This window comes from Streptococcus sp. Marseille-Q7087, assembly GCF_965111935.1.
This window is the reverse complement of record NZ_CBCOPJ010000001.1, coordinates 1188460-1200641: the sequence shown is the minus strand read 5'-3', so window position 1 is coordinate 1200641 and position 12182 is coordinate 1188460. Positions and strand designations below refer to the sequence as shown.

Genomic DNA, 12182 nt, shown 5'->3' with positions numbered 1-12182 from the left:
TAGAAGGTAAAGACAATGAAAAAAGTAGCCATTGTTGGCGCAGGAATTGTAGGGGCAACAGCCGCCTACTATCTCTCTAAAGAAGCAGATGTCGAAGTAACTGTCTTTGATCATGAGCACGGACAAGCGACCAAGGCAGCTGCAGGAATCATCAGTCCTTGGTTCTCTAAACGACGTAATAAAGCTTGGTACAAGATGGCGCGCTTGGGAGCGGATTTTTATGTAGATTTATTGGCTGATTTAGAAAAATCCGGTCAAAAGGTTGATTTCTACCAGCGCTCCGGTGTCTTTCTTCTCAAAAAAGATGATTCCAAGCTCGAGGAACTCTATGACTTAGCCTTGCAACGTAGAGATGAATCTCCCTTAATTGGCGAATTAGCCATTTTGGACCAAGCTGCTGCAAGCAGCCTATTCCCTGGATTAGAGGGATTTGAGAGATTGCTCTATGCTTCTGGAGGGGCTCGAGTAGATGGACAACTTTTAGTTAGTCGCTTGCTTGAAGCCAGTCAAGTGAAGGTGATAAAGAAAGAGGTCAGTCTAAAACCCTTAGCATCGGGTTATCAAATAGACAACCAAATGTTTGACCAAGTTATCTTGTCCACAGGAGCTTGGCTTGGACACATGTTAGAGCCTTTAGGCTATGAGGTTGATGTTCGTCCTCAAAAAGGCCAACTCCGAGATTATCAAGTGCCACAAGACATGGGAACCTACCCTGTGGTTATGCCAGAAGGAGAGTGGGATTTGATCCCATTTCCAGAAGGTAAATTATCTCTAGGAGCTACCCATGAAAATGACATGGGCTTTGACTTGACAGTGGATGAAACCTTGCTCGATCAAATGGCTGAGGCAGCGAGTCCATTTTACCCAGCCCTGGCTGAGGCGATTTCATCTGGAGAACGTGTGGGTATTCGTGCTTATACAAGTGACTTTTCTCCATTCTTTGGTCAAGTACCAGCCTTATCAGGAGTCTATACAGCAAGTGGTCTAGGATCTTCAGGGTTAACGACGGGTCCTATTATCGGTTATCATCTAGCCCAAATGCTTCAGGGGAGAAGTGGAGTATTAAATCCGGCAGATTATCTAACTGAAAGATATATTAAAAAGAAACAATCGTAAATCTTTTACCTAGTTTTTACGGTAGTATTAGGAAAGTAAATGACTTTCCCTATCAAAAATGGTAAAATGAAAAAAAATAATCCAAGAATTGAGGAAATAAAATGCAAGAAAAAATTCTGGTAACAGGTGGAGCAGGTTTTATCGGAACTCACACTGTCATCGAACTGGTCCAAGCTGGACACCAAGTAGTTGTCGTGGATAATTTGGTAAATAGTAGTCGTAAAAGCCTAGAAGTAGTTGAAAAAATTACAGGAGTAGAAATTCCTTTCTACGAAGCAGATATTCGTGATACAGATACACTTCGTGATATTTTCAAACATGAAGAACCAACAGGAGTCATCCATTTTGCTGGTTTGAAGGCTGTAGGAGAATCTACACGTATCCCGCTTGCCTACTATGATAACAATATCGCTGGAACTGTTAGTCTCTTGAAAGTTATGGAAGAGACAAACTGTAAGAACATCATCTTCAGCTCATCAGCAACAGTTTATGGAGATCCACATACAGTTCCAATCCTAGAAGATTTCCCTCTTTCAGCTACCAACCCTTACGGTCGTACAAAACTGATGCTTGAAGAAATCTTGACAGATATCTATAAAGCCGATTCAGAATGGAACGTTGTGTTACTTCGTTATTTCAACCCGATCGGAGCACATAAGAGTGGAGACCTAGGAGAAAATCCAAACGGTATTCCAAACAACCTCTTGCCATATGTTACACAAGTTGCAGTTGGTAAGTTAGAACAAGTTCAAGTCTTTGGAGATGATTACGATACAGTAGATGGAACAGGTGTCCGTGACTATATCCACGTCGTTGACCTTGCAAAAGGGCACGTTGCAGCACTTAAGAAACTTCAAAAAGGTTCAGGACTAAACATTTATAACCTTGGTACAGGAAAAGGCTATTCTGTCCTTGAAATTATCCAAAATATGGAGAAAGCAGTCGGACGTCCAATTCCTTACCGTATCGTTGAACGTCGTTCGGGTGATATCGCAGCTTGCTACTCAGATCCAGCAAAAGCCAAAGCAGAGCTCGGTTGGGAAGCAGAACTTGGTATTATAGAGATGTGTGAAGATGCATGGCGTTGGCAAAGTCAACATCCAAACGGATTTGAAGATTAAATAAAAGCGATATTATAGAAAAAAGAGGAAGAATTTCCTCTTTTTTAATAGTCGATAGAAAACACTAACTAAAAAATCTATCAGTTACAGAAAAATCCAATAAACAAATAAAAATAGAATAAAATAAGTCTGTAAAAAGACTATAAATTTCTATAAAAATATGCTAAACTAGAGGGAGTGGAAAATAGAAGTCTATGCTCCACCAAAATTCAAGATTCTTCTGTGATTAGAGCGCGGGTAGGGCAATTTTTAACGGCTTCTAAAATGTCGTCGGTGCAAGTAATCTCTCTCTCTAATTGTTCAGGATCATCGAAAAAACGGACGATGCCATTATCATGGTAATCAAATAATTCTGAATAAGTTTGGCAGAGCCCGCAAGCAATGCAGCGTTCAGGTATAAGTCTAATCTTCATATTTATATTGTAATAAGAAACTAAAAAAAACTCAAGGAGTAAGGTATGGAAAAGGAACCGTGGCAAGAAGATATTTATGAGAACCAGGAAGAAGAAACAAGAACAGAACGTCGTCAACGAAACAAAAAAGGTTCAGGTGTCGTGGCGAATCGTATTTTAACTGTTCTAGCGATTCTTTTCTTTGTGATTGTTGTTGGGATGGTAGTTGTATTAGTCTACTTGTCATCAGGTGGAAGTGATCGTACTTCAGCTTTGAAAGATTTTTATGATTCTTCAGCACCAAAAGTAGAGCAAGTTACAACAGTGGCTACTACTGCTCAGTCAACAGAGTCAACAGAAGCAGAAACAACTCAACAAGAACATACAGAAGCACATACTGATTCTGAGGGCACAATTACAGTCTTGCCAGGAGAGGGTGAAGCAGCCATTGCTGCTCGAGCTGGAATCTCCATTGCTCAACTTGAAGCTTTAAACCCTGGTCATATGTCTACTGGAACTTGGTTTGCAAATCCAGGTGATGTCCTTAAGACAAGATAGGAGTGACGATGAAAACAATTCAGATTGCTATTGATGGGCCAGCTTCCAGTGGTAAGAGTACGGTAGCTAAGATTATCGCTAAGGACTTTGGTTATACGTATCTGGATACGGGTGCTATGTATCGTGCTGCGACTTACATCGCTTTGAACAACCAAGTTAGTCCAGAAGAGTCTTCACGACTTCTTGAATTACTGGAACAATATCCGATTAGCTTTGGTCGCGCTGAAACAGGAGAACAGCTTGTTTTTGTTGGAGATGTCGATGTGACAAATCCAATCCGTGAAAATGAAGTAACCAATGCTGTTTCTGCCTTTGCGGCGATTCCAGCTGTTCGAGAAAAATTAGTAGCCCTTCAGCAAGAGATTGCCAAGCAAGGTGGTATTGTCATGGATGGTCGTGATATTGGTACAGTGGTCTTGCCTAAGGCTGAATTAAAGATTTTTCTTGTAGCATCTGTAGATGAACGTGCAGAACGTCGTTACAAAGAAAATCTTTCAAAGGGAATCGAAACGGATTTGGAAACTTTGAAGGAAGAGATTGCTGCGCGTGACTACAAAGATAGTCATCGTGAAACTTCGCCTCTAAAACAAGCTGAGGATGCAATCTATTTAGATACAACTGGACTCTCTATTTTAGAGGTTGTTGAAAAAATCAAATCAGAAGCACAAAAACATTTATAAGAAACTAAAAAAACGATGAACCGGGTTTCGGTTGATCGTTTTTTTATCATGATTTGTCAAATAGTCTGTTTTAAGGTATAATAGTTGCTGTTAAAGAAAATTTGACAATCAAACAATCAACATTTTTTAAGGAGATAAAATGAATCATTTACCAAATTGCCCAAAATGTAATTCAGAATACGTATATGAAGATGGCACACTTCTTGTTTGCCCAGAATGTGCTTATGAGTGGAATCCTGCTGAGCAAGCAGAAGTTGAAGAAGGAGTTGTTGCCATCGATGCAAATGGAAATAAACTAGCTGATGGAGATACAGTCACTTTGATTAAGGACCTTAAGGTAAAAGGTGCACCTAAAGACCTGAAGCAAGGAACTCGTGTTAAAAACATCCGTATTGTAGAAGGTGACCACAACATCGACTGTAAAATTGATGGTTTTGGTGCCATGAAGCTTAAGTCGGAATTTGTGAAGAAGATTTAATCATGATTAAAAACGAAAAAGTAATATTTTATAGTCGTATCTTTTTATTTATAGCAGCCTTTACCGGTGTATACTTGGAGATTACCAAACGCGGTGGTTTAGGGATGTTGCTTTACTACACAGTACTTTCTAACCTTTTGGTTGTACTCTTTACAGGTTATCTTTTGTTAAAGATGCGTAGTGGTGGTGATAGTTGGCAGAGTCCTGGTATTCTACGTCTCAAAGGTGGCGTCACTATGAGTATTATGATTACTTGTGTCATCTATCATTTCATGCTAGCTCCTTTGACGACAGATTTTTACCGTTTGGAAAACTTCCTGTGCCATTATATTGTCCCTCTCTGGTTTTTAGCAGATACAATTATTTTTGACAAGAGTCGCCAATATAAGTTGGTTGATCCCATGCTTTGGACTAGTCTTCCTTTGCTTTATATGATTTTTGCCCTCTTAAACGGTTTTGTTCTAAAGATGGATGTCCCTAATGCTAAGGATAGTCCCTTCCCTTATTTCTTTTTGAATGCTACCAAACATGGTTGGGGCTTTGTCTTTAAATGGGCAGCCACTATCTTTGTTGCTTATATGGTTTCAGGATATCTCTTTTATCTTGTGAAAAGCATTAAAAAATCTAAGAAATAAGAGTACCCCTATGTGGGTGCTTTTTTTATGATAGAAATAATTGTACCCGGACAAATTGATTTATTTTATCTTGTTATGCAGTCTTTTTTACTTTACAATAAAACTGTAGCTACCAACACAACTATTGAGGAAGAAAAAATGACTGAAAATCGTTATGAATTAAATAAAAATTTGGCACAAATGCTTAAAGGTGGCGTCATCATGGACGTTCAAAACCCTGAACAAGCAAGAATTGCAGAGGCTGCAGGTGCAGCAGCGGTTATGGCTTTGGAGCGAATCCCAGCTGATATTCGTGCGGCCGGTGGTGTCTCTCGTATGAGTGATCCAAAGATGATCAAGGAAATTCAAGAAGCGGTCAGCATTCCAGTTATGGCTAAGGTTCGAATTGGGCATTTTGTTGAAGCTCAGATTTTAGAAGCTATCGAGATTGACTATATCGATGAAAGTGAAGTGTTATCTCCAGCTGACGATCGTTTCCATGTGGACAAGAAAGAATTCCAAGTTCCTTTTGTTTGTGGTGCAAAAGACCTAGGAGAAGCCTTGCGTCGTATTGCTGAAGGAGCATCGATGATTCGTACAAAAGGGGAACCAGGAACAGGAGACATCGTTCAGGCAGTCCGTCATATGCGTATGATGAATCAAGAAATCCGTCGCATTCAAAATATCCGTGAAGATGAACTCTATGTCGCAGCAAAAGAACTCCAAGTTCCAATAGAATTAGTTCAATACGTCCACGAACATGGGAAATTACCAGTTGTCAACTTTGCAGCTGGAGGTGTGGCAACACCAGCAGATGCAGCTCTTATGATGCAACTCGGTGCGGAAGGCGTCTTTGTCGGCTCAGGGATTTTCAAGTCAGGTGATCCTGTCAAACGTGCAGCAGCTATTGTTAAGGCTGTTACGAATTATCAAAATCCTCAAATTCTAGCTGAAATCTCTGAAGATTTAGGTGAAGCCATGGTTGGTATCAATGAAAATGAAATCCAAATTCTCATGGCTGAGCGAGGAAAATAGATGAAAATCGGAATATTAGCCTTGCAGGGAGCCTTTGTAGAACATGAAAAAGTGCTTGCTGAACTAGGAGTTGAAAGTATTGAATTGCGAAATCTTGAAGATTTTCAACAACATCAGAGTGACTTGTCAGGTTTGATTTTACCTGGCGGTGAGTCGACAGCTATGGGAAAACTCCTACGTGATCAGAATATGCTACTCCCTCTAAGAGAAGCTATTTTCAATGGCTTACCAGTCTTTGGGACTTGTGCCGGTTTGATTTTGCTAGCGAGACAAATCGCTTCTCAAGAGGAAAGTCATCTGGCGACTATGGATATAGTAGTAGAGCGTAATGCCTATGGGCGTCAGCTAGGAAGTTTTTATACTGAGGCAGACTGTAAGGGTGTTGGCAAAATTCCCATGACCTTTATCCGTGGACCTATTATTAGTGAAGTTGGTAAGGGTGTTGATGTTCTGGCAGTAGTGAATCATCAAATCGTTGCCGCTCAAGAAAAGAATATGCTAGTGACTTCATTTCATCCGGAATTGACAAATGATCTTCGCTTGCACCAGTATTTTATCAATATGTGCAAATAAAAAAGAGGTTGGGATTTTCCCAACTTCTTTTTTTACATATAATAAACAATGGCAATGTATTGCAGAGCAGAGGCTGCGAGGATGAAGAGATGCCAAATCATATGAAAGTATGGTTTCTTCTTAGCGTAGAACCCAGCACCAACTGTATAGCATAGACCTCCTGATACCATGAGACACCAGAACATTGGACTTGTTTGGCTGATAATTGCTGGTAAGATTGCTACAACTAGCCATCCCATGATGAGGTAGAGAATGAGACTAAATTTTTCATTGACTTTTTTGGCAAAGATTTTATAAAGAATACCAAAAATAGTTGTTCCCCACTGGATAGCAATAATCAGATAACCAAACCAGTTGTTCATCAAAGTTAAAACCACAGGAGTATAAGATCCAGCGATCGCCACATAAATCATGGAATGGTCGATGATACGCAAGACATACTTATGAGTGGAACCGTAAGCCATAGAATGATAAATAGTGGATGAAAGAAACATGAGAAAAAGGCTGATGACAAAAATCGAAACACCAAGGAATGATAAAAATCCATGGGCCTCATAACTGTAGGTTGATGAAATAGGAAGTAAAATCAGCATGATAACTGCACCGACAGCATGGGTGACACTGTTAGCTATTTCTTCTCCAAAACTAAGTCGCTTGCTAAGTTTTAAGCTAGTATTCATTTGTTTCCTCCTCTTCGGTTTCTGTATAGACTAGTGCTAGTGTTTGATGATAGAGCTTGACTGTTTGGCAGCTTGCTCGGATAATAGGATTAGCTGGGTCTATGTCTTCATTCATATAGTTCACAAAAGCGTTGTAAAGTTCTTCTGAGTTCGTTTCTGTTTGTAGAGTATTAAGGGTTTGAGCGATTTCCTGAATCGAAAAAACAGACTTAAGAGTCGAAATAGCAATCAAACGAGCAATTTGTTTACGTTGGTATTTTTTCTTTTCGGGTTTACTCATATAGCCATGTTTGACATAGTTATTAACCATGGATGCTGTCAAACCTTTCTCCTTATCTGGAGAAACTGGAGGGCAAATCTGATTGACATAGAGTAAAACCTGGTCCAGGTAGAGATTGATATTTGGAATTTCTTCCCATTTTGGATAGGAAAAAGCAGTTTTCATTTCCAACTCCTTTTTATCTAGTTTTGACAACTAGATTATAAAATAATAGAAATTAAAAGTCAAGCCTCAACTGCTTGTAGAAAGAATTAAATTATGCTATGATGAGAGAAAATAGTATGAAAAGAGGAAAGATGATGGAGATTCGCTTAGCCTTCCCAAACGAAGTTGATGCGATTATGCAGGTGATTGAGGGAGCCAAGAAATGTTTAGCAGAAGCCGGTAGCACTCAGTGGCAAAATGGTTATCCAAATACTGATACGATTATCGAAGATATTATCTCAGGTCAGGCTTATGTAGCCCTGGAAGAAGGGGTACTCTTAGCTTATGCAGCAGTAACCAAGAGCCCAGAAAAAGCGTATGAAGCAATTTATGATGGAAGCTGGGAAGGAAGAGAGTCAGAGTATCTAGTTTTTCACCGTATTGCTGTCGCTAGTGATGTGCAAGGACAAGGTGTTGCCCAGACCTTTTTGGAAGGCTTGATTGAAGGCTTTGATTATCTAGATTTTCGTTCAGATACGCACGCTAAAAACAAAGCTATGCAACATATTTTTGAAAAGCTAGGTTTTAAACAAGTTGGTAAAGTTCCAGTAGATGGGGAACGCTTGGCCTACCAAAAATTAAATTCGAATGTCTAAAAAGTATGCAAAGATGTTATACAAGTCTCCGATTGGTCCCCTATCTCTGATAGCAGATGACCACTGTCTGTTTGGGATATGGATTGAAGAAGAGAGCGATTTTGAGAAGGGATTATCTGAAAATGATGTAACTCTTGTTGAAAGTCATCCCATTTTAAATCAAATTACTTCCTATTTAGAGACTTATTTTAAGGGGCAAGATCAAGACTTATCTGAGATGCCTTTAGCTCCTGTTGGTAGTGACTTCGAAAAAAGAGTCTGGAACTACTTGCGTGGAATTCCTTTTGGACAGACTGTTACCTATGGACAAATAGCTAAGGACTTGCAAGTGGCTTCTGCCCAAGCAGTCGGAGGAGCAGTAGGTCGCAATCCCTGGTCTATTCTTGTCCCCTGTCACCGTGTGCTAGGTGCTGGAGGACGTCTGACAGGCTATGCTTGGGGGCTCGAAAAGAAGGCTTGGCTCTTAAATCATGAAGGTGCAAGTTATCAAGAAAATAAAAAATAGAAAGAGAAAAAATGTTAGAATTTATCGAATATCCAAAATGTACAACTTGTAAAAAAGCTAAGAAAGAATTAGATCAACTTGGACTAGAATATAAAGACGTTCATATCGTTGAAGAGACTCCGAGTGAAAAGGTCATTTTAAACTGGCTCGAAACTTCGGGATTTGAATTGAAGCAATTTTTCAATACTAGTGGCATCAAATATCGTGAACTCGGATTGAAAGATAAGGTTGGAACATTGTCAAACAAAGAAGCAGCCAAACTCTTAGCTAGTGATGGTATGCTGTTAAAACGTCCGATACTAGTTGAAAATGGTCTTGTAAAACAAATTGGCTATCGTAAAACATACAGTAACTTGGATCTGAATTAGTTTTTGTCTATCTCCTTGATAGATAAAATATATAACCTCCCACTTTTAAAGTATGATAAACTAGAAGGTAGATGAAATCTGATATGCCCGTAGCAAATATTTTTAATTAGAGCATAAGTATGATAGAATGAATCATTATCTTGAGAGGATGTTTCTATGAATGTTACAACGATTTTAGCATCTGATTGGTATCAAAATTTGATGCAATATATCCCAGACGGCAAACTCTTTAGTTGGCGTTCTGTCTTTGATGGGATTCCAAGAATTGTACAGCAATTACCGACAACTTTGATGTTGACTGTATTTGGTGCTTTTTTTGGAATTATGCTAGCCCTGCTTTTTGCCATTGTAAAAATCAATCGCGTTAGAATTCTTTATCCATTACAAGCCTTTTTTGTTAGTTTCTTAAAAGGAACTCCTATTTTAGTACAACTCATGTTGACCTATTACGGAATTCCTTTGGCACTTAAAGCATTGAATCAACAATGGGGAACTGCATTTAATATCAATGCGATTCCAGCTGCAGCGTTTGCGATTGTAGCCTTTGCCTTTAACGAGGCAGCCTATGCTAGTGAAACTATCCGTGCAGCCATTCTTTCTGTAAATCCAGGTGAGATTGAAGCTGCTCGCAGTCTTGGGATGACACGTGCACAAGTTTATCGCCGTGTGATTATTCCAAATGCAGCTGTGGTTGCAACACCAACTTTGATTAACTCCCTCATTGGCTTGACCAAGGGAACTTCCCTAGCCTTCAGTGCAGGTGTTGTAGAAGTCTTTGCCCAAGCACAGATTTTAGGTGGTGCAGACTATCGTTACTTCGAACGTTTTATTTCAGTAGCTCTAGTTTATTGGGTTGTAAATATTGCTATTGAAAATCTTGGTCGCTTTATTGAGAGAAAAATGGCGATTTCAGCACCAGATAATGTTGAGACAGATGTGAAAGGAGAGCTTCGCTAATGATTAAAATTTCAAATTTAAGCAAATCCTTTTCAGGTCAGACCGTTTTGGATCATCTGAACTTAGATATTCAAAAAGGAGAGGTCGTTGCTCTTATTGGTTCATCAGGAGCTGGAAAATCAACCTTTCTTCGTAGCTTAAATTACTTGGAAACTCCCGATAGTGGAAGTATTCAGATTGATGATTTCAAAGTGGATTTTTCTCAAATTACACAAGAAGAAATTCTGACTCTTCGCCGCAAACTATCTATGGTGTTCCAACAGTTCAATCTGTTTGAGCGTAGAACGGCCTTAGACAATGTCAAGGAAGGTTTGGTAGTAGTTAAAAAACTATCAGATGAAGAAGCGACTAAGATAGCCAAAGAAGAGTTGGCTAAGGTTGGTCTATCTGATCGTCAACAACACTATCCTCGTCACTTGTCAGGTGGACAAAAACAACGGGTAGCCTTGGCGCGTGCTTTGGCCATGAAACCGGACGTCTTGCTCTTAGATGAACCAACTTCAGCACTGGACCCAGAATTGGTTGGTGAGGTAGAAAGATCTATAGCTAATGCCGCTAAATCAGGCCAAACCATGATTTTGGTTAGTCATGACATGTCCTTTGTCTCTCAAGTGGCTGATAAGGTTTTGTTCTTGGATAAAGGAAAGATTATTGAGTCTGGAACACCAGATGAGATTATCAATCATCCGAAAGAAGAACGAACAAAAGAATTCTTTGCTAGTTACAAACGGACCTACATTTGATATAATAGAAGATAAGAAAAACTCAGTTGGCTAAGCTAACTGGGTTTGCTCTTTAAAATTAATAGAAATGAGAGAGAGCATGTTAGTCCAGCTATTTGCTTTATATTTAGAGAGTTTAGTGTTGACGATACTACTGGTCTTACTGGTTTTAGGGCTTTGGATTGGTTTTAGAGCTCTATCAGGAGTCGATAAAACTGCTAAGGAACGTCAAGCCCACCTCTACGATATGATTATGATTGGAGTTTTGATAATTCCAGTACTGTCTTTTGCAACCATGAGTATCTTGTTGGTTCTCAAGGCATAATAGTTGTTAAATAGGATATAATCCGTTAGAATAAAAATAGTTACAACAAGAAAGAAGGAAAGAGAATGTACGATACGATTATTATCGGTGCAGGTCCTGCTGGGATGACTGCAGCCTTGTATGCAGCACGCAGTAATCTGAAAGTTGCTTTGATTGAAGGTGGGCTTCCTGGTGGTCAGATGAATAATACTTCTGATATTGAAAACTATCCAGGTTATGCCAATATCAGTGGCCCAGAATTAGCAGAAAAGATGTTTGAACCTCTTGAAAATCTAGGTGTTGAGCATCTCTATGGCTTCGTTGAAAATGTTGAAGACCATGGTGATGTAAAAAAAGTTATCACAGCTGATGAAGAATTTGAAACACGTACAGTTATTGTGGCGACTGGTTCTAAACACCGTCTCTTGGGAGTTCCAGGTGAAGAAGAACTCAATAGCCGTGGTGTTTCTTACTGTGCAGTTTGTGATGGAGCCTTTTTCCGTGACCAAGATTTGTTGGTTGTAGGTGGTGGGGACTCAGCTGTTGAAGAAGCAATCTTCTTAACACGATTTGCTAAGTCTGTAACCATCGTTCACCGTCGCGATGAACTTCGTGCTCAAAAAGTCTTGCAAGATAGAGCTTTTGCCAATGAAAAAATCAATTTCATTTGGGATTCTGTTGTCAAAGAAATCAAGGGTGAAAATCGTGTGGAGTCAGTTGTCATTGAAAATGTTAAAACAAATCAAGTGACTGAACATGCCTTTGGTGGTGTCTTCATCTACGTTGGTTTAGACCCTGTTAGCGATTTTACAAAAGATTTGCACATTCAAGACCAGGCTGGTTGGATTGTGACAGATGATCACATGAAGACAAGTGTTGCAGGGGTCTTTGCAGTTGGGGATGTTCGTCAAAAAGACCTTCGACAAGTTACAACAGCTGTTGGAGATGGCGCTATTGCAGGTCAAGAAGCTTATAAATATATTACTGAACATAGTTAAA

18 protein-coding genes are annotated in these 12182 nt (G+C 39.5%); 15 read left to right on the top strand and 3 right to left on the bottom strand.

Annotated features, from left to right (window positions below):
• The first annotated feature begins 15 nt into the window (after nucleotides 1-15).
• Nucleotides 16-1116 (top strand): NAD(P)/FAD-dependent oxidoreductase, encoded by a 1101-nt coding sequence (locus ACWPVF_RS06310; protein ID WP_454385226.1) that lies wholly within the window; start codon nucleotides 16-18, stop codon nucleotides 1114-1116.
• A gap of 101 nt (nucleotides 1117-1217) precedes the next feature.
• On the top strand, nucleotides 1218-2237 hold the full coding sequence (gene galE, locus ACWPVF_RS06305; RefSeq protein WP_454385224.1) for a UDP-glucose 4-epimerase GalE: 1020 nt from the start codon (nucleotides 1218-1220) through the stop codon (nucleotides 2235-2237).
• A 209-nt stretch (nucleotides 2238-2446) separates the two neighbouring features.
• Here galE and ACWPVF_RS06300 read toward each other — a convergent pair whose 3' ends face one another.
• Nucleotides 2447-2650 carry a ferredoxin gene (locus ACWPVF_RS06300; protein WP_071788261.1) on the bottom strand — a complete coding sequence of 68 codons (204 nt, stop codon included), beginning with the start codon at nucleotides 2648-2650 and terminating at the stop codon, nucleotides 2447-2449.
• Between the two features lie 45 nt (nucleotides 2651-2695).
• Between ACWPVF_RS06300 and ACWPVF_RS06295 the strand changes: the two genes are divergently transcribed.
• The 6 genes from ACWPVF_RS06295 to pdxT all read left to right on the top strand — a co-directional run bounded on the left by ACWPVF_RS06295 (nucleotide 2696) and on the right by pdxT (nucleotide 6567).
• Complete coding sequence (locus tag ACWPVF_RS06295) at nucleotides 2696-3187, top strand: SAG1386/EF1546 family surface-associated protein (protein WP_454385222.1); 492 nt, start codon at nucleotides 2696-2698, stop codon at nucleotides 3185-3187.
• Between the two features lie 8 nt (nucleotides 3188-3195).
• A complete protein-coding gene (gene cmk, locus ACWPVF_RS06290; RefSeq protein ID WP_454385220.1) occupies nucleotides 3196-3867 on the top strand; it encodes a (d)CMP kinase in 672 nt (223 codons plus the stop codon).
• Between the two features lie 139 nt (nucleotides 3868-4006).
• Complete coding sequence (locus ACWPVF_RS06285) at nucleotides 4007-4345, top strand: zinc ribbon domain-containing protein YjdM (RefSeq protein WP_414253836.1); 339 nt, start codon at nucleotides 4007-4009, stop codon at nucleotides 4343-4345.
• 2 nt (nucleotides 4346-4347) lie between these two features.
• On the top strand, nucleotides 4348-4980 hold the full coding sequence (locus tag ACWPVF_RS06280; RefSeq protein WP_049494849.1) for a Pr6Pr family membrane protein: 633 nt from the start codon (nucleotides 4348-4350) through the stop codon (nucleotides 4978-4980).
• A gap of 138 nt (nucleotides 4981-5118) precedes the next feature.
• The gene (gene pdxS / locus ACWPVF_RS06275; protein WP_454385808.1) at nucleotides 5119-5994 is read left to right on the top strand and encodes a pyridoxal 5'-phosphate synthase lyase subunit PdxS; all 876 of its coding nucleotides are present in this window, start codon (nucleotides 5119-5121) and stop codon (nucleotides 5992-5994) included.
• Nucleotides 5995-6567 (top strand): pyridoxal 5'-phosphate synthase glutaminase subunit PdxT, encoded by a 573-nt coding sequence (pdxT, locus tag ACWPVF_RS06270; protein WP_454385217.1) that lies wholly within the window; start codon nucleotides 5995-5997, stop codon nucleotides 6565-6567. It begins immediately after the preceding gene.
• Between the two features lie 32 nt (nucleotides 6568-6599).
• Here pdxT and trhA read toward each other — a convergent pair whose 3' ends face one another.
• Together trhA and ACWPVF_RS06260 are read right to left on the bottom strand one after the other, a co-directional pair.
• The gene (gene trhA, locus ACWPVF_RS06265) at nucleotides 6600-7247 is read right to left on the bottom strand and encodes a PAQR family membrane homeostasis protein TrhA (protein ID WP_454385215.1); all 648 of its coding nucleotides are present in this window, start codon (nucleotides 7245-7247) and stop codon (nucleotides 6600-6602) included.
• Entirely contained in the window at nucleotides 7237-7692 is a 456-nt protein-coding gene (locus ACWPVF_RS06260; RefSeq protein WP_454385213.1) for a DUF1836 domain-containing protein, read from the bottom strand. The genes trhA and ACWPVF_RS06260 overlap by 11 nt, the downstream gene beginning before the upstream one ends.
• Before the next feature lie 134 nt (nucleotides 7693-7826).
• On the opposite strand from ACWPVF_RS06260, the gene ACWPVF_RS06255 reads away from it, so the two are divergent.
• The 7 genes from ACWPVF_RS06255 (at nucleotide 7827) to trxB (ending at nucleotide 12181) form a co-directional block, all read left to right on the top strand.
• Nucleotides 7827-8327, top strand: a complete 501-nt coding sequence (locus tag ACWPVF_RS06255; RefSeq protein WP_454385806.1) for an N-acetyltransferase family protein — start codon at nucleotides 7827-7829, stop codon at nucleotides 8325-8327.
• Nucleotides 8320-8832: a methylated-DNA--[protein]-cysteine S-methyltransferase gene (locus tag ACWPVF_RS06250; protein ID WP_454385211.1), complete on the top strand. Its 513-nt coding sequence runs from the start codon at nucleotides 8320-8322 to the stop codon at nucleotides 8830-8832. Before ACWPVF_RS06255 ends, ACWPVF_RS06250 begins: the two co-directional genes overlap by 8 nt.
• A gap of 11 nt (nucleotides 8833-8843) precedes the next feature.
• The gene (locus ACWPVF_RS06245; RefSeq protein WP_454385209.1) at nucleotides 8844-9200 is read left to right on the top strand and encodes a Spx/MgsR family RNA polymerase-binding regulatory protein; all 357 of its coding nucleotides are present in this window, start codon (nucleotides 8844-8846) and stop codon (nucleotides 9198-9200) included.
• Between the two features lie 156 nt (nucleotides 9201-9356).
• Complete coding sequence (locus ACWPVF_RS06240; protein ID WP_006149849.1) at nucleotides 9357-10157, top strand: amino acid ABC transporter permease; 801 nt, start codon at nucleotides 9357-9359, stop codon at nucleotides 10155-10157.
• Nucleotides 10157-10900: an amino acid ABC transporter ATP-binding protein gene (locus tag ACWPVF_RS06235; protein ID WP_045615514.1), complete on the top strand. Its 744-nt coding sequence runs from the start codon at nucleotides 10157-10159 to the stop codon at nucleotides 10898-10900. Before ACWPVF_RS06240 ends, ACWPVF_RS06235 begins: the two co-directional genes overlap by 1 nt.
• 79 nt (nucleotides 10901-10979) lie before the next feature.
• Complete coding sequence (locus ACWPVF_RS06230) at nucleotides 10980-11204, top strand: DUF4059 family protein (protein ID WP_045615516.1); 225 nt, start codon at nucleotides 10980-10982, stop codon at nucleotides 11202-11204.
• A gap of 65 nt (nucleotides 11205-11269) precedes the next feature.
• On the top strand, nucleotides 11270-12181 hold the full coding sequence (gene trxB / locus ACWPVF_RS06225) for a thioredoxin-disulfide reductase (RefSeq protein WP_454385206.1): 912 nt from the start codon (nucleotides 11270-11272) through the stop codon (nucleotides 12179-12181).
• Nucleotide 12182 lies beyond the last annotated feature (1 nt).